The sequence below is a fragment of the Suttonella ornithocola genome (assembly GCF_001889065.1).
Classification (GTDB): domain Bacteria; phylum Pseudomonadota; class Gammaproteobacteria; order Cardiobacteriales; family Cardiobacteriaceae; genus Suttonella_A; species Suttonella_A ornithocola.
The window spans coordinates 1-21712 of record NZ_LWHB01000130.1; the positions used below are offsets into that span (position 1 = coordinate 1).

Genomic DNA, 21712 nt, shown 5'->3' on the forward strand with positions numbered 1-21712 from the left:
ATGGACAATGCCGCTTTTCAATAAACGCTGTGATATTCAAGCAATCATTGAAGAGCATGGGCATGAGATAGTTTGGTTACCCCCTTATAGTCCAGACTTAAATCCTATTGAAAAGATGTGGGCTTGGATTAAGCAAATACGCAAAGAATGGAGGATGGATTGTATTGATACTTTATTCTTTTATCTGCTTTGGATTGGGTTGGGTTTTAGATGATTGCACTATAAACCCGTGCATTGGGAAGGTCTATAATGTTGCGCAGTCAAATTCTTTGGGAAACGCAAGTAATCTCTCCAACGCCTTTTCCAGCGTTGATGGGAGATGGCACAGCAGATGTCTGTATTATTGGTGGCGGTTATACAGGACTATCAGCGGCTATTCGACTTCGAGAAGCAGGGAAAAGCGTTATCTTACTAGAAGCTCATCGCATCGGTAGTGGCGGTTCTGGTCGTAACGTTAGCTTAGTTAATGCAGGCACTTGGGCACAACCAGATAATCTCAATAAACAACTCGGCGAAAAAGACAGTGAAAAACTCACCGCTGCTCTCGGACAAGCCCCAAAACTGGTTTGGGATACCATTGACCGCTTTAACATTGATGCCAAAGATAGTCGTGCTGGTAATCTACATATGGCACACAACGCCAAAGCAGAAGCCGATATCAATGCGCGCTACGAACAACTTACCCGTCGCGGTGCAGATGTAGAAATCATCCAAGGTAGCCGTTGTCATGAAATGACTGGCACCATCAGCATTCAAAAAGCACTACTAGATAAACGTGCGGGCACTATCAATCCTTATGCCTACGTTACCGGCTTAGCCAAAGCCGCAAATGCTTTAGGCGCGCAAATCTTTGAAACCAGCAGCGTTACACAGCTAGAAAAAAATGGACAAAACTGGTTAGTCAAAACAGAACAAGGCAGTGTTATTGCAGAAAAAGTCATCATTGCTAGCAACGCCTATACCGAAGGCGAATGGACAGACATCTTAAAAAGCGTTTACTTCGTTTGCTATTATCAAATCGCAACGGCTCCCCTAGAAGAACCTTGGAATAGCCGAATATTGCCGGCGCGAAACGGCTCTTGGGATACACGATTAGCGCTTTCGAGCATTCGTCGCGACAGTGAAAACCGCCTACTCTTTGGTACAGTTGGCTTATCCGATGGCAAACAAGCGCTCTACACCGCATGGGCAAATCGCATGGCAAAACTCTATTTCCCTGACCTAAAATCAGAATGGGAATACCGTTGGTGCGGTCGCTTTGGTTTCACGCCTGACCATATCATGCGCATTTTTGAGCCAGCGAACGGTATTGTGGCAGCTACTGGTTACAATGGACGCGGCATTACCACAGGAACCCTATTTGGAAAAGCGCTAGCTGATTATCTCTTAGACAACAACACAGAACACCTACCCATTCCAATAAAAACCCTAACAGAAAGCGAATTAGGGCAAAGACATTTACGGGCTGGGCTATACGATACAGGCATTGCACTATACCACGCGGGACAATGCTTACGCATCGTTGCCTAATAAAAAACTATTCGTCATAATACAATGAAGTCTCAATCAGAGACTTCTGTTTTTCAACCATTGAGTAAACCTATGAAAATTTATCCTATTCTTTTCACAGTCTTTTTTAGCCTAAGTGCTTGCCAACATTCCCCAACCGCCATTGACCCAGAGCATACCAGTGAAAACGCTGTTGATTGGGTAGGCACCTATCGAGGAATTCTTCCTTGTGCCGACTGTAACGGCATTGATACAGTACTTATCCTAAGCGCCGACAAACACTACCAACTCACTGAAACCTACCAAGGACACCCCGAAACCTTCCAACAAAAAGGCACATTCCAATGGCTAAAAGACGGACAACGCATCCAACTAGATGCTAACGGCGATAACCGTCAATACTTTGTTGGAGAGAACCGTATCTGGATGCTGGATAGTGACGGTCATAAAATTAACGGTGAACTCAGCAAACACTACCAACTAGAAAAAACCGAATAATTCCAGTTACAGCATAAAGGACCTTAAAATGAAAAAACTATACATCATCACCCTACTTGGCTTAACCGCTTGTGCAGATATTGGCACACAATTTACCCAAATGTCAGAGCCCAACAACGGCGAACGCGCCCGAATGCGCGTTACTGCCAACATGCTCGTCAAAGGAATCCCCGACAGCTCTTGCATCAACTGGAGCAAACCCGGCGCAGGCACTATTTTTGGTGGCATAGTAGGTAGTAGCGGTTATCGTGGTCGCAGCTTAGGAATGCCCAATCCTAACAACATCGCCTTAGGACGACACAGTGGAGAATTTTACCTAACAGCCAATCAACCTTTCACCGTCGTCTTACTCAATACACCCGACAGCCGCCAAAAATGCCAAATTGGGCTCACCTTTACCCCCGAACCACAACATGACTATGATTTGCTCATGCAAACCGCAGATAAAGACCTAACCCACAGCATTTGCAGCGCCATCATTTACGACATTACCAACAACCAAAACATCCCAGTCAAAGCCCAAAAAGCTCAAAAATGCCAATAACAAACTACTATAGCTAACTTCCAAAGAAATGCATACAACATTAACTTAATATCTCATTTGAAAACAAATTATTATCTACAAGTACGGTATGCATTTTTCAGGATACCTGCTATAACACTTACAATAATATTTACCCACCAAAGGAGCCTATGAGCAAACACATTATCATTATTGGCGGAGGCACTAAGGCATTATTGGCATAACTAGTGCTGCTTGGCTAATACAGCAAGGCTATCGCGTCTCCCTTATTGAAGCGCTTAGCAATATTGGTGAAGGAACCAGCCATGCCAATAATGCGCTACTCACTACTAGCTTTGTCACCCCGCTTGCTACGTCGGGCATTAGCCGAGTTGCATTTATAATCAACTTTCCAAAAAATGCATACGGAGATCTTTGCAAAAAAAAACATAAAATAGAGAAATTTCAATTTTTCAAATTTTGAAAACATATTAAAATCAGGTAGTGGTTTGAAAAGTATGTTAACCATACTCTTATAAAAAATACTTCTTTTAATATATTGATATTTAAATATTTAACTACCATTGGATCATTTGATAATATTCCAGCATACTTTTCAAACCATTACCTAAAATCATAGTGTTAATTTTTCTACTAGTAGTAAAAAATTAGTATAAAACGGAATTTTGCAAAAGTCTCATACAATGTTAGCTCAATATTCAGCTATAGCACTCTATTTCCAAGTACTTGTATGCATTTTTTGGGAGTCCTGCTATAGCAGCTAAATTAGCTGCTATTTCTAGCTAAAAAAGAGTCATTATGGTTTTAATAGCTCATTATTTTTTTCTAATTGTGCTTTATGCTTTCCTTCTTGGATCATGGTGAGGAATAATAAAATACAAGCGATAATACTTCCACCAATCATGATATAGAATCCACCGTCCCAGCCGTATTTATCTGCTGCCCAACCGATAATTGCGCTTGCCGCAACCGTTCCACCAAGATAGCCGAACAAGCCAGTAAAGCCTGCTGCCGTCCCCGCAGCATTTTTCGGTGCTAACTCTAAAGCGTGTAAACCAATGAGCATCACCGGACCGTAAATCAAAAAGCCAATAACGGTCATCATGATAAAGTCTGTTAACTGATACGGATTTTTATACCAAGGTAAGTTTGCATATTTTGCTATTTCATCAGCAGGCGTCGCCGGATTCATCCAAAACAATACTACAGCAATCGTTACCATAATCATAAATACTAAGCCTGTCAGACCACGTTTACCTTTAAACACTTTATCTGACATCCAACCGCAAAGCAGCGTTCCCGGAATAGCGGCGAACTCATAAATCGCATATGCTGAAGCCGTCCCTTTAATATTGAAATGCTTGACCTCACCAAGATAGACTGGTGACCATTTCAACACACCGTATCGGATTAAATACACAAACACATTCGCTACCGCGATATACCACAACAATTTATTTTTCAATACATAAGTTACAAAAATCTCTTTGGCAGATAACGTGTTTTCATAAGTCTCTTTATCATAATCTTCAGGATAATCATCTTTATAGACTTCAATCGGCGGTAAGCCACAACTTTGTGGACGGTCTTTCATCACAAAATAAATAATGACGGAAGCGACCATAGCAGCAATGCCGGGATAATAAAGCGCCTGCTGCCAAATATGCGCAAAAGTTACCTTGGTAACTTCAGGATGCTTCGATGCATAAATTGCTGAGGCTAAGCCAACCAATAATGCTGGCACCATACCGCCTAAGTTGTGTGCGGTATTCCAGATAGAAACAATCGTGCCACGCTCTTTCTTTGACCACCAATGCACCATTGTTCGACCACAAGGCGGCCAACCCATACCTTGAAACCAACCGTTGACAAAGAGCAACACGAACATAATCGCAATACCTGAAGTTGCCCACGGCATCAATCCCATGAGCGTCATGCACAACCCTGAAAGCGCTAATCCTAACGGCAGGAACATTTTCGGATTTGATCGGTCAGAAACTGATGCCATTAAGAATTTCGATAATCCATACGCTAATCCCGGCGCAATCCCGATGACACCTAATTGTGTTTTAGTATACAGCCCTGCTTCAATTAAGCCTTTCTGTGCCAAATCAAAATTACTGCGGACAAAATAATATGCGGCATAACCAAAGAAAATACCCATAAACACTTGCCAACGTAAACGACGATAAGTCGAATCAATCTTGTCTTCAGGAAGAAGCGGCTTATCGGGTGTCGGTTTTAAGAAAGAAATCATAAATACTCCTTACTCAGTTATTTAAAATTTTAATATATTGGTATAATTAACAATATATACCCCCCTTCTTAACAAATTATTTAATAAATATCTTTAAGGAAGTTTATCTAAAAGATATTTATTAAATTTGTTAATTATAGTATATAGCAGGGTTCCCAAAAAATACATACAGTATTTGTGGATAATACGCTGTTTTCGAATTAGATATTAAGTTAACGTTATATGTATTTTTGGGAAGTTAGCGATAGCAAGATATGATTTAATCTTTAAAATAAAAAATTTATAATATCTTTTCTAAAAAATATATCTATATTTCAATTAGATAATCTATCTTATAGTGGCTATCTGGAGTACTCTGATTGTACTGATTACTATATCCTCTTTGATTACTAATAAATTGTGTATTGCCTACATTAGTTATGATGTTAGTGTGGCTGTGCCCATATACCCAAATGTCTGCTAATTGATAAATCTCAGGAATATCACTAGTCCAATAAGCGCTTTTGACTAATTCGCTTGTCGTTTTTGAATGTTTAGGGGAAATCAGTTCTCGTGCAGGCAAAAAGTGACTGACAACCAATTTTTTTCTAATATGATTGCTCTGATAATTTAAGGTTCTTTTTAGAAATGCTACTGAATCATTAAATAAATCTACCATAATTTCTGGCGTTAGTCTTTTATTTTCTTCAATGAAAATATCTTTAAAATCAGGAAGTCTTTTTGCCCATTCCATACTGGCTTCAGGAGTTCCTGCTAACATAAAATTTGTCCATAAAGTCGTTCCACAAATTAACAAATCTTGAAAAATAACAGCTTCATTATCTAATAATCTAATCTGATAGCGATTTGCAATCTCTCTATGAAAATTAATACCTTCTAAGAGCGTATACCCCCAACGATCATGATTGCCTAATATATAAATAATTGGCAAACTGGGTGCCTTGCTTCTTAAATGCTTAAAAAATATCGGTAAACTATAATTATCCCCAATATCTCCAGCCAGTAATAGTAAATCTGCTTGCTCTAAAGCTTCTAACAAACAAAAACTATATTCTGTATGTAAATCACTATGAATAGCTATTTTCATGATTTTTTAAATAATAATTTGTTTTTTACGACAAAAATATATATCTAAACGATATAGCCAACTTCTCAAAAAATGCATACAACGTTAACTAAACATCCACTTTGAAAACAGCCTGAGACCTTTGCAAGCCCCCTAAAAATAGAGAAATTTCAATTTTTCAAATTTTAAAAATTTATTAAAATTATAGTGTTAATTTTTCTGCTAGTAGTAAAAATTCGTGTGAAACGGAATTTTGCAAAGACCTCAGCCTACTATCCCAAAGTACTGTATGCGTTTTTCGGGAGTCCTGCTATATAGCTAAGTTTCTAAGAAATACATACAAAAATAGAACAATATATTATTTTTTCTAATGCATATATTTTTTATAGAAGTTGCTATAGAGTTAGTTGATTTTAATAAATATAAAATTAGCTATATCAATGAGTTTTTAGATTTAATTAGAAAAAATTATAAACTTGCAAACTGTGGCAATACTTGCGCTAACCAAGTTTCAATACGTTCTGCTGTCTTTTCAGGCTGAGAGTCTTCATCAAGCGCCAATCCTAAAAATTGACCATTTTTTAGTGCTTTTGAGGAAGTAAACTCATATCCATCAATTGGCCATTGTCCAATGAAAGTCGCACCTTGCGCAGCAAGTTGATCGCCTAGCATACCCATTGCATCTAAGTAATATTCAGGATAACCAACTTGGTCGCCTAGACCAAACATTGCAATTGTGATTCCATTTAAATCAGCATTGACAATTTGATCAACCACCATTTCCCAATCATCTTGATATTCACCGTAGTTCCATGTAGGCATTCCTAAAATAATTTTCTTATAAAGAAACATATCATTAGGATCATCAAGATCAATAATATTGATAGGAGTTAAAGTAATTCCATGTTGCTCTTTAGCTATCTTTTCCATTTGAAATGCAACATCTTCGGTCATTCCTGTGGTGCTGCCATAAAAAAAACCAATTTCTTCACTCATCACTTTTTCCTTAACTATTCATTATTTGTATTTTCTTGCCAACGCATTAAATCTAAGGTATTGCGTAATAAACAAGCAATTGTCATAGGACCAATGCCCCCGGGAACAGGCGTAATAGCACTCGCCTTATCTTTGACTGCTTCAAAATCAACATCTCCTACCAATCGAGATTTATCTCCATCAGTTATGCGATTGATTCCTACGTCTAATACTATTGCTCCCGGTTTTATCCAATCAGATTTCACCAAATGTGCTCGACCTGTAGCAACAATTAAAATATCAGCCTGTCTGGCTACTTCTGGCAAATTAGGCGTTTTTGAATTACAAATCGTTACTGTTGCACGCATTTTCATTAAGAGTGCTCCCATAGGCTTTCCAACAATATTAGAAGCCCCAATAACAACAGCAATTTTACCTTCTAAATTACTACCTACATATTCTTTCAAAATTAAAGAACATCCTAACGGCGTGCAAGGAATAGGAAATTTGTCCTCACCTAACCACAATTTTCCAACATTTAGAGGATGAAAACCATCAACATCTTTTTCTGGAGAGATAGCGTTAATAACGATATCTTTATCAAGATGAGTAGGTAGAGGTAATTGAACTAAAATTCCATGGATATCCGATCGGTCATTTAATTGGTCAATTAGACTTAATAATTCCGCTTGTGAAATATTTGAATCTAAACGAATGGTTTCGCTAAGGAAGCCTGCTGCCTCTGCTTGGATTCCTTTATTTTTTACATATACTTCACTAGCAGGGTCGTTACCTACCAAAATAACTGCCAATCCTGGACGTTTACCTGTTTTGTTAAAAATATCTTTTACTTCTGAGGCTACTGCTTCACGAATATGTGCTGCGAACGCTTTACCATCAATAATTTTTGCACTCATGTAATTTCCTTAAGGCATTAAAGCAATTTGGGTTAATCCGGCAGTTTCTGGAATACCTAGCATTAAATTCATGCATTGAATAGCTTGACCAGCTGCACCTTTAACCAAGTTATCCTCAACAACGGTAATAATAGCCATTGATTTATCTTTTGGCTGATGAACACCGATTCTTATCATATTTGTTCCTTTTACAGAACGGGTATCAGGATGAGCGCCTTTTTCCATAACATCTATAAAAGGCTCATCAGCATAAGTTTCTATAAAATAAGGATAAATATCCTTATTAGTTTTCAGTGGTGCGTATAAAGTTGCTTCAATTCCTCGAATCATTGGAACAAGATGTGGCACAAATGTTAATGATACAGAGGTATTTACTAAGTATGATAACTCTTGCTCTATTTCTGGTGTATGCCGATGCCCACTGGCTGAATAAGCTTTAAAACTTTCTCCCATTTCTGCAAATAAGTTATCAATTTTTGCCCCTCTACCTGCGCCAGAAACACCAGATTTACTATCAGCAATTAAAGATGTTGTTATTAAATTATTCTCTAATAAAGGTTTAAAACCTATTTGAATGGCAGTCGCATGACAACCGGGATTAGCAACCAAACGCGCTTTTTTAATCTCTTCTCGATGAATTTCTGGTAACCCATAAACTGCCTCAGCTAATAATTTAGGAGCGCTATGAGTTAAACCATACCATTGTTGAAAAGTGTTTATATTTTTTAAGCGAAAATCTGCAGAAAGGTCAATAACCTTTATTCCTTTATCTAAAAAGGCGGCAACACTTTTCATAGCTACACCATGCGGTGTTGCAAAGAAAATCACATCGCAGTCAAATAAACTTTCATCATCAGGTGAAACAAAAGGAACATTTAAATATCCACGTAAATGTGGAAAGATACTAGAAACTGTATTGCCGACATCACTGCGGGCAGCTACCGCAGAAATTTGTACTGCTGGATGCGCCAATAAAATTCTAAGAAGCTCTGACCCTGTATATCCTGTTGCACCAATAATCCCTATTTTTTTAGTCATCTACTAATGCCTTTGATAATGCTTTTGCTTGCTCTTTTAATATTTCTAAATCAACTGCTTTATCAGCATGTTTAGATTCAACTTGATTTTGATAAACAGGTAATAAATGCATGTGGTAATAGAAGACCGTTTGACCAGCTACTTCTCCATTAAATTGCATCACCTTAAGACCATCAGGTTGGAAAACTTTTTTTTTGCGCACAAGCTAATCTACGACTAAATTGAATGATTTTTGCCAAAACTTCATCATTCATATCGAATAAATTTTCAGCAGCGTAATACTTGGGAATAATTAGCGCATGCCCTTTTGCTTGAGGAAAAGCATCCATAAACGCATAAATATTGTCGTCTTCATAAATTTTAGCACTAGGAATGCTTCCACTTAGAATTTTATGAAAAACTGTCTCTTTCATCATGCACTCCATAAAAATAACTTAGCTATTTTAACAGCTTCAAATAGAAAATAGCACTCATTCACTATGAGTGAAAAATACAAATAAACTTAAAAGCCGCTATTCGCAGCTTTTAAATTTTCATTAGATTAAGAATCATTATTAACGTAATGGTGGTGCATACATAATACCACCATCATTCCATAAACGGTTTAATCCACGCTCAATTTGTAACTCAGAGTCTTTACCTAAGTTTTTAGCAAAAATTTCTCCATAATTGCCAACCTTACGGACAATGCGAGCACAAAAATCACTACCAACGCCTAGTTTTTCTGAACCATTCGCTTCTAATCCTAAAAGGCGACGAACATCTGGATTATCGCTTTTCATTTTCTCATCAATATTCTTAGAGCTAACTCCGAGTTCTTCGGCATCTACCATACAAAAATGCGTCCAACGTGCTAAGTCTTCGAAAGCTGAGTCACCCTGACGAACCAATGGCGCTAAAGGCTCTTTGGAAATGACTTCAGGTAAAATAATATTATCATCTGGATTTTTTAATAATTTACGTTGAACATATAGTCCTGATACATCAGAAGAATATGCATCGCAGCGTCCATTATCATAGGCAGTTTTAACTTCTTCTGATTTTTCAAAAATAACAGGCTTATATGTCATGCCATGTGCTTTGAAATAATCATTCATATTTACTTCTGTAGATGTACCGGTATTGGTACAAATAGAAGCGCCATCAAGTTCTTTAAGGCTTGTAATTCCTAAAGACTTCTTCACCATAAAGCCTTGACCATCATAATAGTTAGTTGCCACAAAATTAAATGCTAAATCAGCATCTCGAGATAATGTCCACGTTGTGACTCTTGCTAAAACATCTATTTCACTTGACTGTAAAACAGTAAAACGCTCTTTCGAAGAGGTTGGACGAAAAGCAACCTTATTAGGATCATCAAAAATTGCTGTTGCAATTGCACGACAATAGTCAACATCTAATCCTGTCCAATGACCTTTATCATCAGCAACTGAAAAACCTGCCAAAGCTTGCGTAACACCACAACGCAATTCGCCTCTTTTTTTTACCTCTGATAAAGTATCTGCTTGAGCAGCGACACTTGCTAAAGCTAATGTGCATACACTTAATGATAAAAACTTCTTCATTCATACCTCCAGTACATTAAGGCTTCATTCTGCCATAAATTATAAAGTCAATTTCATAAAAAGAATTTATCACAAAACTGAGTTGTTTAAAATTGATATTTCTATTTAATTTTCAATAAAAATAAACACAGCTCCACAAAAATAATCGTTAAAGATTGCTTTATATAGATAAAATGATAATATACATCAATTTAATGACTTTTATCATTTGGGTATTTTAGTCAAAGGAAGGATTAAGTATGAAAGCAGAAACTACCGTTGACCGACGCGCACAAATTCGTCAATTATTAGAAACAAATAATGTTGTCAGCTCTCAGCAGCTAGCTGACCGTTTTCAGGTTTCTTTGATGACGATTTATCGGGATTTAGATAACTTACAAGAACAAGGCATTGCCAAACGACAGCACGGTGGAGCCATTCTTGCAAATCGATTTGTCTCTGCTCGGCTTAGAGGGAAGCGTGCAAACGAAAATTTAGATGCTAAACGTGCAATTGGTCGTTATGCTGCCCGTCATTTGGTCAATCCAGATGATGACGCAATTATTATTTCAGCAGGTTCGACTACCCTAGAATTTGTCCGACAATTACCAGATGTACCGATTAACGTTATGGCGAATAGCTTAGAAGCCTTATCAATTCTTGGAACACATACTCATACCAATTTGTATGCACTTGGCGGAGAATTACGTAAAGACGTTATGGCATTTGGTGGAGCAATGACACACGAAAATCTTAAACAATGTCATTTTGCCAAGGCTTTTATCGGCGTAGATGGTATTGATATGGAATCTGGCTTTACTAGCACGAATGAACAAACAGCAAGAATTTCCAGACTAATGGGCGAACATGCTGAGCAAGTCTATATTTTGACAGACTCTAGTAAGTTTGATCAGAAATCTTTTAGAACGATTTTTCAGTTTGATGCAGTTGATGCAATTATTACTAATTCAGGCGTTCCAGATCGTTATAAAGACTTTCTAAAAGAGCATAATGTCGCTTTAATTGAAGTGGATAAAGCCTCAGAAGAATAAAAACCAACTCTCAAAAGAATATTACCGTTAATTCAATACGCCTAAAAAATGATGAATTCCTGTAAAACACGCGTAAAAATTGTGATAATATCATTTTGAGGACACTTATAGAGAGGTTTGCTTAGTGAGATTAAAAATAAGCCTACCTTTTATAAGTAAATTAAACTTTTCCCAGCAAATTAAATTAGTGAGGAATTTATGAAAGAACAACAAGTAACACTTAGCAACCCAGCTGGTTTGCATGCTCGCCCAGGTAAAGAGCTTGTACAATTGGCAAAAGGTTACGAATGCGATGTCATGCTTATCAAAGATGGAAATCGCTACAATGCCAAATCACTAATGAAACTTCTACAAGCTGGACTAAGCCAAGGTGATAGCTTAACTGTTGAAACCAATGGTTCTGATGAAGAACAAGCCTTAACTGCAATTATTGATTATATTAACAATCTTGAAGAATAATATGCGCAATACATTTAAGGGACTTGCCGCTTCTCCAGGCGTTGCCATTGGCAACGCCTGGTTATTTATCCCGCAAACTCCAGCGGTAAATCAGAAAACTATCAGTGAACAAGAAGTAGAAACAGAGATTAATGCTTTTCGTTCAGCTCAAGACAAAGTAGAAAAACACCTACAGTCACTTTATGACAGTGTTCTTGAAAAGCAAGGTAAAGAAGAAGCTGAAATCTTTGCTAGCCATATTGAATTATTGCGTGATGAAGAGTTTGAGCAAGATACTATTTCTCTAATTCAAGATGAACACTATAGCGCAACACGAGCGGTTAAAGAATATCTTGACCAAGTGGCAGCAAATATGCGCGCATTAGATGACGACTATTTAAAAGAGCGCGCTGCTGAGTTTGAAGATTTACAAAATAATCTCTTATTAGCACTAAATGACCTACCTTTTGCATCATTAGGTAATGCACCTGAAAATTGCATTATTTTTGCAGAAGATCTAAGTCCTTCCGAAACTGCTCAACTTAATCCAGAAAATGTAAAAGGATTTGTATTAGCAGGCGGCGGACTAACTAGCCATGTAGCTATTCTTGCCAGAAATATTGGCTTGCCTGCCATCATGGGTATCCATGATATTTTATCCCATGTCAATAATGGGGGAAGTGTGGCAATGGATGGTCAAAGTGGAGAGTTAATTCTTAATGCTGATCAAAATGCTATAGATTATTTTAAGACTAAGCAAGAAGAGCAAGCTCGCCTAAATGAAGAGTACGCTAAACTTTATGATCAAACAGCAACAACTACAGATGGTGTCACAATCAAGCTTTTTTCTAATATTGGTTCTCCAAAAGATCTACATTTAGTTGAAGAAAATGGCAGTGAAGGTATTGGACTCTTCCGAAGTGAATTTCTATTTATGTCTGCTAGTAGTGCGCCAAGTGAAGAAACACAATATCAAGCTTATAAAAAAGCCGTTGAGCACTTAGGTGATAAACCCGTTATCTTACGATTAGCGGATATTGGTGGAGATAAGCCATTAGATTATCTAAATTTCCCGAAAGAAGAAAATCCTTTCTTAGGTTGGAGAGGAGTACGTATTTATGATGAAATGCGTCATGTATTTGATGCGCAAATTCGTGCTGCCTTAAGAGCGGGAGTCCATGGAAACCTTTGGGTTATGGTTCCTATGGTTAGTAATGTTTGTGAGTTAGAATTTGTTAAGACTGAAATATCAAAACAAGTTTCTGCTTTACAGAAAGAAGGTATTCCTTGTGCTAAAAATCTTAAAGTTGGCATTATGATTGAAACGCCAGCAGCAGCATTAATTGCACCACAACTTGCTAAAGTAGCCGACTTCTTTAGTATAGGAACCAATGATTTAACGCAATATACTATTGCTGCAGATCGAGGAAATACCAAAATTAGTAACCTTTATGACAGTTTACACCCTGCTGTCTTACGTTTGATGAAAATGGCAGCTGATGCCGCTCATGATGCCAATATTGATATTGGTGTTTGTGGTGAAATGGCAGGACAATTAGAAGCAATTCCGTTCTTGGTTGGAATGGGATTTGATGAGTTGTCCATTTCTGGCAAAGGTGTTCCTGCTGTTAAATATAGAATTCGTCATCTAAGTGCGGCTGATTGTAAAGCGCTATTAGAAAAAGCGATTACATTAAATAGCGGGGAAGAAGTGAGAGAATTACTCGCTCAAACTAAATAAAATTGATATAGCTGAATGGATTTAGCTTGCATACAAACTGACAAACCACAGACAGTTAATCTCAGTACGCAAAACGATCATAACGCTGTATGCGAGTTAAAGACATTTAGCTATATACGGCTTTAATGAATTATTTTATTAAAGCCGTTTTTATTTATCTATTGATTTTAAATCCAATTTAAACAACTCCTGTATTGTTTTCCATTCTTTATCTTCTGGCAGGCAAGTAAAGCTCATTTTTTCTTCCGTTATAGGATGACAAAATGAAAGTTTTGTCGCATGTAAAAGTAATCTTTTGATATCTAAATGATTTAAAAAAGCTTTATTTTGTCTTAAATCACCATAAGCCGTATCCCCAATAATTGGATGAAATATATGCTTTAGATGTCGTCTTAGCTGATGTTTCCGCCCTGTATGTGGAATAAGTTCAACTAGCGTATATCGAGAAGTCTCATATCTAGTACAAGCAGCAAAAGGCAATTCTACTTTGGCTATTGGGAAAACATCTGTAATAGCAGTTTTAGGTAATTTCTGATGATTAGCTTTTTGATCAGCAATTGGATCAAAATTCATACTTAATGGATAGTTAATCTGTTGACTATCTAACCATCCGCGAACAACTGCTAAATATGTTTTCTCTACTAGTTTTTGATCAAACTGAACTTTTAATTTTCTAGCAGATACTTCATTTAAAGCAAAAATAATAATGCCAGAAGTCGGGCGATCAAGCCGATGAACAGGATAAACGTATTGCCCAATTTGATCACGCAATGTTTGTAACAAAAATATTGTTTCTTGAGAATCAATAAGACTACGATGAACTAACATCACAGCCGGTTTATTAACAATAACGATATTTTCATCTTGATAGAGAATTTCTATCAAATTAGACATAACCCAGCTGCTTTAATGGTTTTCTTACCGATTTCTGTCATACACCACGCTTGCAATATAATATAAAAAGTAGTTGCAATATTATGTCCCAAAAAAGCATTTGTCATTGAACCAATCATAAAAGCTAAGGTGATAGCAATACCAGTCCAAGCTGCCATTCGTTGAATTGAATTCAAATAACAATAACGTAGCTTGCAAATATAGTGAACTAAAGGATAAAGGTAAAAAACAACTAAAATGATAAAACCAACTAGACCATAACGAACTAATGTATCAATAAAATCATTATGCAGATGAGCAAATAATCCTACGGAAGAATCACAAGTACCTATTTGTGAAAGTCTAATTTTTTCATTAAGTAGTCCCGGATCTCCCCACCCTAACCAAGGACGATGAGGCCACATTTCAACTAAGCCACAACGCCACATTTCTAAACGTTGCCCTTGAGATGTCGCAATATGCCCCTGTTGATAGTGTGTTAAATCATGAAAAACACCTTGAATCCGCGCTGCAACACCTGTTTGTGGAATTAAATAAAATACAATGACAACTAAACAAACGGTTAAAAATATCACAAATATTGTTCGCCAACGATGATTCGTTTCAACCGCAATACTATATAAGGCAAGCATCACTGGTAGCATAATCCAACTTCCTCGCCCACCTGCTAAGAATGCAGCCCCTATTCCACAAAGAGCACCACCTAATGCTATCCACCATAAACGACTATATTTGGTGTAAGCTAAAGTAGCAAAACCGCTTAGAATAGCCATAATCATTGCAATATTAGAAAATTGAATATGATGCTGATAGCCGTAATCATTTGCTGATGGCAAATTTAACCAAAATCTTGGATAAAAAACGACAAGAAATGCACTAATACATCCCAACACAATCCCCGATAGATAGACTGTTTGAGAAAATCGCCAACGAGATAAACCAATTACTATAATAATGGACAGCAAATATCGACTAAGCTCATCATATTCTTTTAATGGTTGGTGAATAACTAATCGCACAGCAATCATCGCGGATGAAAAAATTAGTAGTACAGCTATCCAGCGACGCGCAGAATAAGATAAAGGTTCTGCCTTTTTTTCTAACCATAAACTAGCTATGCCAGTTAATAATAAAAGCCCTGCGCCAATTCCATACCCACTTTTAAGAATAAAACAAGCCGAAAATAAACAAATCCAACCAATACTATTAAAAAAAATACCGTACTTTTTTATTCTATTCATCAGGATGTTCTACTAAATGTTTTAGATGCCCGTAACCTTCTTTATCCATATCTGATAATGAAATAAACCGTAAGGCTGCGCCGTTAATGCAATAACGAAGTCCACCTAATGCTTCTGGACCATCGAAAAATACATGCCCTAAATGAGAATCCGCTAATTGGCTTCTGACTTCTGTACGAACTCTTGATAATGATGTATCTTCATGCTCTGTTAATACCGATTTTGATATCGGTCGACTAAAACTCGGCCAACCACAGCCTGCATCAAATTTATTTGCGGAACTAAATAAGGGCTCGCCACTCACAATATCGACATAAATACCGGGAGAAAATAATTGGTCATACTCGCTACTAAATGGCTTTTCTGTGGCATTTTTTTGCGTCACTTCATAAGCCAGCGGAGAAAGCGTTTGTTTTAAAATCGCTTCATTAGGCTTTTGATAAGCTTGCTCAGCTTGCTGAATAATTGTTTGTTCTTCCGAAGTAAGCGGTTGTCGTGCAATATTTAAATTAACATGACAATAGCCATTCGGATTTTTCTCTAAATACTTTTGATGATAGCTTTCAGCCGAATAGAAATTTTCTAACACCTTATTTTCAACAACCATGGGCAAAGCGTGCTTTTTTTGCTCAAAAGATAAGACTTTCTCAATAATTTGCGCATCAGCTAAGTCAATAAAGTAAACACCTGTACGATATTGCGTACCAGTATCATGTCCTTGACGATTTAAACTGGTTGGGTCAATGATACGAAGATAATGCTGTAAGAGCTCAGATAATGAAATCTTCTCTGCATCATAGTGTAATAATAAAGTTTCGGCAGCGCCAGTTTCACCTGTGCAAACGGCTTCATAGCTAGGATTGGGTACTTGGCTATTGGCATAGCCTACTTGAGTTTCTAATACACCATTTAATTGGTCAAAATATCCTTGCATGCCCCAAAAGCAACCACCCGCTAGATAAATGATTTTTTCTTTCATATTTTCCTCAATATAATAAATTTACAGATTGATGCCCAAAGGTTTGCCGTAAATCTCGAAGACTTTTTTCATCTAAGCGATAATGCCCGCCCAACGTCATTTTGCCAGCACTCTGAATATCTTGACATTGAAGATGCAAATAAATCGCCACTCCTCTTTCTACTTGCCGTAAATTTTGCAATAACTGGAGCGTTTCGTGTGTAATATGAGAGTCTTTTGCACGAATACTAATGCCTCTCGCGCGATGATACTGTTCTTCTTCTAAATTATAAATGGATTCGGCAGTTAACTGCCATTCCTGCTTATAAAAAGAATATTCTGCTTTAGCTTCAATAAGTAGCAGCGTCTCTTCTCCCTTATCGCTTTCTAATAAAGTTTTCGCTTGTTCCAGCAATTCTGAAAAAATCGTGACCTCCATTCGCCCAGAGCGATCATCTAACATTAGAAACGCCATTTTTTTATTTTGCTTTGTTAAAATCGTCCGCAAATCCACCATCAAGCCACCAACGACGACTTTTCGCCCTTCTCCGCGCTTTCTAGGTACTTCCCACTGTAACATACTTTCTTGCAATTCAGCTAAAGTCTGCCCACAAATAGCCGATAGAACGCTACGTACACTATTCACTGGGTGATCCGTTAAATACATGCCAAACGCTTCTTTTTCGCGCATTAACTTTTCTTTTTGCGACCACCTTTGATGACTATCTATCTTAAGCATCGCCTCATCTGCTTGGCTAGCATCTTCACTTAGCAAGCCAAACATATCTGCCTGTTTAGAACTTTTAATCTTATGATGCTGGTTGGCTAATTCTATCGCTTTTGGTAGTGCTGCCATTAACGCCCCGCGATTCGCCTCAATTTGATCGAATGCTCCAGCAGCAATTAACATCTCAAGATTATTTTTATTTATTTTTTTCAAATCTAAGCGACGGCATAAATCTAGCATCGAAGTATAGGGACCATTTTGCTCGCGCTCTGCTAAAAGCTGCCCAACCGCTGCATGTCCCACACCTTTTACTGCTCCTAAACCATAGACAATCTCACCTGCAGCATTAACCGTAAACTCATAAGCAGAAGCATTTACGCAAGGTGGACGAATCGTTAATCCCATATCTAACGCCTCATCCACCATTGGAACAACCTTATCAATCTTATCTAAATCCGATGAAAGCACTGCTGCCATTAACTCCGCAGGATAATGTGCTTTAAGCCAAGCCGTATGATAGGACAATAAAGCATACGCTGCGGAATGCGATTTGTTAAATCCATATTCAGCAAATTTAGCCATTAAATCAAAAATATCATTGGCAACTTGCGGCTCAACACCACCAGCAACCGCACGCTCGACAAAAATTGCTTTTTGCTCGACCATTACTTCTGCTTTTTTCTTACCCATTGCCCGACGTAACAAATCCGCTTCGCCCAAGCTATAATTTGCCAACACTTGCGCAACCTGCATGACCTGCTCTTGATAAACCATTACGCCATAAGTATTTTCTAAAATCGGCGCTAATGCAGGATGTGGATAACTCACTTCTGCCAAACCATGTTTACGATTGATAAAATCATCTACCATTCCTGAGCCTAAAGGACCGGGACGGAACAAAGCCACTAAAGCAATAATATCCTCAAAATTATCAGGTTGAAGCTTTTTAATTAAGCCTTTCATTCCAGATGATTCTAATTGGAAAACAGCGCTGGTCTTAGTAGATTTTAATAAATCAAACGTTACCTTATCATCTAGTGGGATTTCCCTCATAATAAGAGGAGGTTTTCCTTCTCGCGCGCGACTACGATTAACATTTGCCAATGCCCAATCAATCACAGTTAAAGTGCGTAAGCCCAAGAAGTCAAATTTAACTAACCCTGCTGCTTCTATATCATCTTTATCAAATTGAGTAACTAAACCAGAACCTGCACTTTCACAATATAATGCAGAAAAATCGGTTAATCGTGTTGGGGCAATAACCACCCCACCCGCATGTTTACCAACATTACGCGCTAATCCCTCTAGTTGTAAAGCAATATCAATTAAAGTTTTCGTTTCTTCATCGCTCTCATAAGCTTGAAGCAAATCTTCAGAAAAAAATTCAGGCTTGGATTTTGACTTTTCTGTCCGCCCCAAAGCATCTGAAAGCGTTACTCCTAATGCTTTTGGCACCAATTTTGAAATGCGATCACACACAGGATACGGCAACCCCATGACCCGCCCTACATCTCGAATAACCGCCTTAGCTGCCATAGTTCCATGCGTAGCAATTTGAGAGACTTTTTCGTGACCGTATTTATCAGCCACATAACGAATAACCTTATCACGCTTTTCCATGCAAAAATCTACATCAAAATCTGGCATAGAAACCCGCTCTGGATTTAAAAAACGTTCAAAAAGTAAATCATAGGCTAAAGGATCTAAATCCGTAATTTCCAATGCAAAAGCGACTAAAGACCCAGCACCTGACCCTCTTCCCGGTCCTACTGGTACATCATTATCTTTTGCCCATTGAATAAAATCCGCAACAATCAAGAAATAACCGGGGAAACCCATTTGGTTAATCACACCAAGCTCAATTTTTAAACGTTCTCGGTATTCTGGTGCTTTTTCTAAGCGTTCTTCTTCATTAGGAAATAACTCTATTAAGCGTTGTTCTAAGCCTTTTTCAGATTCAGAAACCAAATATTGCTCAATAGCAACGCCTTCTGGTAAAGGAAAATCGGGTAAATAATTATTGCCAATATCTAAAGTAACATTACAACGCATAGCAACTGTCTTGGCATTCTCCAATAAAATAGGGGCATCAGAAAATACTTCGGCTAACTCTGCTTGAGAACGTAGATAATGATTTTCGGTATAGCGCTTTGGGCGCGTCGGATCGTCCATTACCCGTCCGCTTGAAATACAAACTCGCGCTTCGTGAACATCATATTGTGAAGCCGTAGAAAAACAGGCTAGATTGGTTGCAAGGGCAGCAATGCCTAATTGCGCGCCTATCTTTTGGCAAACTTCTATATACGTCTGCTCATGTGGTACACCGTGTCGAGCAATTTGTAAATAGAATCTATCTTTAAAAATACTTTGCCAATGTTTTGCATATTCAAAAGCCGCTTCGTTATCTCCGCTGATAACCGCTGATGCAATATCGCCTTCCATAGCGCCAGATAAAGCAATCAATCCTTCACATTGCGTTTCTGTTAAACGCTCTTGATTAACCGCTAATTCTCCGGGAAGCTGATCATATTCATAAGCGAAACTGACTAACTCATTTAATCGCTTAAAGCCCTCAGCATTCATTGCTAATAAGACTAACTGATGAATTGAACCATCCTTCCTGCGAATAGACAAATCACAGCCAAGAATCGGTTTAATACCCGCTGCTCGTGCTTTTTTATAAAACTTTAACAATCCATAAGTATTATTCTTATCAGTGAGTGCAAGACTCTCTAAACCCTCATTTTTAGCATAGGCAACAATATCACCAACGCGTAAAATACTATCTATTAGCGAATATTCGCTATGAATATGTAACATTTTTCGTATTAACCTTTTATTTCAAGCATTGAGCAACAGGCGCATAACTTTTGCGATGAATCGGCAAAACACCGTGCGTTAACAAAGCATTACGATGTAAAACTGTTCCATAACCTTTATGACGTGCAAAGCCATAAGCCGGATATTTTTTATCTAAATCAACTAACTGCCTATCTCTCGTTACTTTTGCAATAATAGAGGCAGCTGCAATCGCCGGTTCTAAACCATCTCCACCTATAATTGCTTTTGCTGATACGCCTAAACCTTTGGGAACGAAAGCACCGTCAATCCAAACTTCATCAGCTAAAAACGTTAAGCCGTTGATAGCAAGCGTCATCGCCGTTAACGTCGCTTGATGAATATTTAATTCATCAATCTCCTCTGGTGTCTGTTCTCCATAACTCACCGAAAGTGCTTGCTCATAAATGCCGTCATATAAATAATCACGCTTTTTCGAAGATAACTTTTTACTATCAGTCAAACCCGGTAAATCATAATTGCTAGGCAAAATAACTGCAGCTGCAACCACATTCCCCGCCCAAGCACCACGCCCAGCTTCATCTACGCCAGCAATAATTTTCATTTTTCCATTAACTCCGCAATCGCCTGTGCAGCTTTCTCTGAAACTTGATTGGGAAGGCTGGCAGCAATTTGACGAAAAGCCGCAATTTGTTGCTGCCTACGTTCTAAATTTTGTAAAAGGTCTTGTGCATCTGTCGCCAGATTTTCCGCTGTGCAGGTCTCTTGAATCCATTCATTAACAATATCTTTACCTGCTAATAAATTAGGTAAACTAAACTGATTGATTTTTAATAAACGCTTTGCAATTTTAGCCGTTAATGGATTAACCCGATAAGCCACCAACGATGGACGCTCTAATAAAGCCGCCTCTAAAGTAATCGTACCACTGGCTAATAATAAAACATCGCAAGCACTCATTAAAATAGCACTATCTTTCTCACTTAAAATAATCTCCTGCCTTGGCGGACAAGTCGATGAAATAATCTCTGAAATCTGTTGCCGATGCGCCTCGGAGCTAATAGAAATCACCGCGCGCAAGTCAGGATTACGAACCTGCATTTGCATCATTGCGCGTAAAAAAATAGGCAATAAACGTCCAATTTCACTACGACGAGAACCCGGAAATAATCCAATTAAAGGAATTTGTGCTTCCTGACGTTCAAAGCCTATTTGTTTACGTGCCACTTGCTGAGAGATTGGCTGCAAGCGATCACGCATTGGATGTCCAACGAAAATTGCCTTAACCTGATGTTGAGTGTAAATATCAACTTCAAATGGAAACAAACACAGCATTAAATCAATCGCTTGCTTAATTTTGGTAATACGTTTTTCTTTCCAAGCCCATAAAGACGGACTAACATAATGCACCGTTTTAATGCCTTGTCTTTTTAAATTCGTGGCTATTCTTAAATTAAAATCTGGCGCATCTAAGCCAATAAAAATATCAGGCTTATCCTTTTGCCAATAACTTAATAAAAATTTTTTTAATCGAT

At 37.8% G+C, this 21712-nt stretch carries 22 protein-coding genes; 8 read left to right on the forward strand and 14 right to left on the reverse strand.

The window, feature by feature from the left end; all coding sequences use genetic code 11:
* From A5N85_RS09805 to A5N85_RS17715, 5 genes are all read left to right on the forward strand, one after another.
* The coding region (locus A5N85_RS09805) for a transposase (protein ID WP_249023951.1) at positions 1 to 214 on the forward strand (214 nt) is incomplete at its 5' end.
* A 32-nt stretch (positions 215 to 246) separates the two neighbouring features.
* Positions 247 to 1530 carry an L-pipecolate oxidase gene (gene amaA, locus A5N85_RS09810; protein WP_425451186.1) on the forward strand — a complete coding sequence of 428 codons (1284 nt, stop codon included), beginning with the start codon at positions 247 to 249 and terminating at the stop codon, positions 1528 to 1530.
* Positions 1531 to 1602: 72 nt separating this feature from the next.
* Positions 1603 to 2007, forward strand: a complete 405-nt coding sequence (locus A5N85_RS09815) for a copper resistance protein NlpE (RefSeq protein ID WP_072577066.1) — start codon at positions 1603 to 1605, stop codon at positions 2005 to 2007.
* Between the two features lie 28 nt (positions 2008 to 2035).
* Positions 2036 to 2551, forward strand: coding sequence for a hypothetical protein (locus A5N85_RS09820; protein WP_072577067.1), 516 nt, complete (start codon positions 2036 to 2038; stop codon positions 2549 to 2551).
* Positions 2552 to 2750: 199 nt separating this feature from the next.
* Entirely contained in the window at positions 2751 to 2993 is a 243-nt protein-coding gene (locus A5N85_RS17715) for a hypothetical protein (protein ID WP_425451187.1), read from the forward strand.
* Positions 2994 to 3326: 333 nt separating this feature from the next.
* On the opposite strand, the gene glpT is transcribed toward A5N85_RS17715, so the two are convergent.
* From glpT to A5N85_RS09860, 8 genes are all read right to left on the reverse strand, one after another.
* Positions 3327 to 4787 carry a glycerol-3-phosphate transporter gene (gene glpT / locus A5N85_RS09830; RefSeq protein ID WP_072577069.1) on the reverse strand — a complete coding sequence of 487 codons (1461 nt, stop codon included), beginning with the start codon at positions 4785 to 4787 and terminating at the stop codon, positions 3327 to 3329.
* Positions 4788 to 5094: 307 nt separating this feature from the next.
* Positions 5095 to 5874, reverse strand: coding sequence for a metallophosphoesterase (locus A5N85_RS09835; RefSeq protein ID WP_072577070.1), 780 nt, complete (start codon positions 5872 to 5874; stop codon positions 5095 to 5097).
* A gap of 447 nt (positions 5875 to 6321) precedes the next feature.
* Positions 6322 to 6849 carry a flavodoxin gene (locus A5N85_RS09840; protein WP_072577071.1) on the reverse strand — a complete coding sequence of 176 codons (528 nt, stop codon included), beginning with the start codon at positions 6847 to 6849 and terminating at the stop codon, positions 6322 to 6324.
* 14 nt (positions 6850 to 6863) lie between these two features.
* Positions 6864 to 7745 (reverse strand): bifunctional methylenetetrahydrofolate dehydrogenase/methenyltetrahydrofolate cyclohydrolase FolD, encoded by an 882-nt coding sequence (gene folD, locus A5N85_RS09845; protein ID WP_072577072.1) that lies wholly within the window; start codon positions 7743 to 7745, stop codon positions 6864 to 6866.
* Positions 7746 to 7754: 9 nt separating this feature from the next.
* Positions 7755 to 8783, reverse strand: coding sequence for an N-acetyl-gamma-glutamyl-phosphate reductase (gene argC, locus A5N85_RS09850; protein WP_072577073.1), 1029 nt, complete (start codon positions 8781 to 8783; stop codon positions 7755 to 7757).
* Positions 8776 to 8985: an HIT family protein gene (locus A5N85_RS16640; RefSeq protein ID WP_249023952.1), complete on the reverse strand. Its 210-nt coding sequence runs from the start codon at positions 8983 to 8985 to the stop codon at positions 8776 to 8778. Before A5N85_RS16640 ends, argC begins: the two co-directional genes overlap by 8 nt.
* On the reverse strand, positions 8957 to 9199 hold the full coding sequence (locus A5N85_RS16645; RefSeq protein WP_249023953.1) for an HIT family protein: 243 nt from the start codon (positions 9197 to 9199) through the stop codon (positions 8957 to 8959). Before A5N85_RS16645 ends, A5N85_RS16640 begins: the two co-directional genes overlap by 29 nt.
* Positions 9200 to 9337: 138 nt before the next feature.
* Positions 9338 to 10348, reverse strand: a complete 1011-nt coding sequence (locus tag A5N85_RS09860; RefSeq protein WP_072577074.1) for an amino acid ABC transporter substrate-binding protein — start codon at positions 10346 to 10348, stop codon at positions 9338 to 9340.
* A 239-nt stretch (positions 10349 to 10587) separates the two neighbouring features.
* Here A5N85_RS09860 and A5N85_RS09865 point away from each other — a divergent pair, with 239 nt between their 5' ends.
* The 3 genes from A5N85_RS09865 (at position 10588) to ptsP (ending at position 13558) form a co-directional block, all read left to right on the forward strand.
* Complete coding sequence (locus A5N85_RS09865; RefSeq protein ID WP_072577075.1) at positions 10588 to 11379, forward strand: DeoR/GlpR family DNA-binding transcription regulator; 792 nt, start codon at positions 10588 to 10590, stop codon at positions 11377 to 11379.
* Positions 11380 to 11577: 198 nt separating this feature from the next.
* A complete protein-coding gene (locus A5N85_RS09870; RefSeq protein WP_072577076.1) occupies positions 11578 to 11838 on the forward strand; it encodes an HPr family phosphocarrier protein in 261 nt (86 codons plus the stop codon).
* 1 nt (position 11839) lies between these two features.
* Positions 11840 to 13558, forward strand: a complete 1719-nt coding sequence (gene ptsP, locus A5N85_RS09875) for a phosphoenolpyruvate--protein phosphotransferase (RefSeq protein WP_072577077.1) — start codon at positions 11840 to 11842, stop codon at positions 13556 to 13558.
* 150 nt (positions 13559 to 13708) lie between these two features.
* Here the strand turns inward: ptsP and truC are convergent, their stop codons facing one another.
* The 6 genes from truC to lpxB all read right to left on the reverse strand — a co-directional run.
* Positions 13709 to 14443, reverse strand: coding sequence for a tRNA pseudouridine(65) synthase TruC (truC, locus tag A5N85_RS09880; RefSeq protein ID WP_084601739.1), 735 nt, complete (start codon positions 14441 to 14443; stop codon positions 13709 to 13711).
* Positions 14440 to 15693, reverse strand: coding sequence for an O-antigen ligase family protein (locus tag A5N85_RS09885; protein WP_072577079.1), 1254 nt, complete (start codon positions 15691 to 15693; stop codon positions 14440 to 14442). The genes truC and A5N85_RS09885 overlap by 4 nt, the downstream gene beginning before the upstream one ends.
* Positions 15686 to 16672, reverse strand: a complete 987-nt coding sequence (msrB, locus tag A5N85_RS16650) for a peptide-methionine (R)-S-oxide reductase MsrB (RefSeq protein ID WP_072577080.1) — start codon at positions 16670 to 16672, stop codon at positions 15686 to 15688. Before msrB ends, A5N85_RS09885 begins: the two co-directional genes overlap by 8 nt.
* A gap of 7 nt (positions 16673 to 16679) precedes the next feature.
* On the reverse strand, positions 16680 to 20198 hold the full coding sequence (gene dnaE, locus A5N85_RS09895; protein WP_072577081.1) for a DNA polymerase III subunit alpha: 3519 nt from the start codon (positions 20196 to 20198) through the stop codon (positions 16680 to 16682).
* A gap of 16 nt (positions 20199 to 20214) precedes the next feature.
* Entirely contained in the window at positions 20215 to 20781 is a 567-nt protein-coding gene (locus tag A5N85_RS09900; RefSeq protein ID WP_072577082.1) for a ribonuclease HII, read from the reverse strand.
* Positions 20778 to 21712: lipid-A-disaccharide synthase (lpxB, locus tag A5N85_RS09905; protein WP_072577083.1), on the reverse strand; the 935-nt coding region annotated here is incomplete at its 5' end. The genes lpxB and A5N85_RS09900, both read right to left, overlap by 4 nt.

Bases quoted from the DNA above. Each gene is read 5' to 3' on its own strand.
- A5N85_RS09815 (WP_072577066.1), top strand. From the start codon at position 1,603: ATGAAAATTTATCCTATTCTTTTCACAGTCTTTTTTAGCCTAAGTGCT.
- A5N85_RS09820 (WP_072577067.1), top strand. From the start codon at position 2,036: ATGAAAAAACTATACATCATCACCCTACTTGGCTTAACCGCTTGTGCA.
- glpT (WP_072577069.1), bottom strand. From the start codon at position 4,787: ATGATTTCTTTCTTAAAACCGACACCCGATAAGCCGCTTCTTCCTGAA.
- A5N85_RS09835 (WP_072577070.1), bottom strand. From the start codon at position 5,874: ATGAAAATAGCTATTCATAGTGATTTACATACAGAATATAGTTTTTGT.
- A5N85_RS09840 (WP_072577071.1), bottom strand. From the start codon at position 6,849: ATGAGTGAAGAAATTGGTTTTTTTTATGGCAGCACCACAGGAATGACC.
- folD (WP_072577072.1), bottom strand. From the start codon at position 7,745: ATGAGTGCAAAAATTATTGATGGTAAAGCGTTCGCAGCACATATTCGT.
- argC (WP_072577073.1), bottom strand. From the start codon at position 8,783: ATGACTAAAAAAATAGGGATTATTGGTGCAACAGGATATACAGGGTCA.
- A5N85_RS16645 (WP_249023953.1), bottom strand. From the start codon at position 9,199: ATGATGAAAGAGACAGTTTTTCATAAAATTCTAAGTGGAAGCATTCCT.
- A5N85_RS09860 (WP_072577074.1), bottom strand. From the start codon at position 10,348: ATGAAGAAGTTTTTATCATTAAGTGTATGCACATTAGCTTTAGCAAGT.
- A5N85_RS09865 (WP_072577075.1), top strand. From the start codon at position 10,588: ATGAAAGCAGAAACTACCGTTGACCGACGCGCACAAATTCGTCAATTA.
- A5N85_RS09870 (WP_072577076.1), top strand. From the start codon at position 11,578: ATGAAAGAACAACAAGTAACACTTAGCAACCCAGCTGGTTTGCATGCT.
- ptsP (WP_072577077.1), top strand. From the start codon at position 11,840: ATGCGCAATACATTTAAGGGACTTGCCGCTTCTCCAGGCGTTGCCATT.
- A5N85_RS09885 (WP_072577079.1), bottom strand. From the start codon at position 15,693: ATGAATAGAATAAAAAAGTACGGTATTTTTTTTAATAGTATTGGTTGG.
- msrB (WP_072577080.1), bottom strand. From the start codon at position 16,672: ATGAAAGAAAAAATCATTTATCTAGCGGGTGGTTGCTTTTGGGGCATG.
- dnaE (WP_072577081.1), bottom strand. From the start codon at position 20,198: ATGTTACATATTCATAGCGAATATTCGCTAATAGATAGTATTTTACGC.
- A5N85_RS09900 (WP_072577082.1), bottom strand. From the start codon at position 20,781: ATGAAAATTATTGCTGGCGTAGATGAAGCTGGGCGTGGTGCTTGGGCG.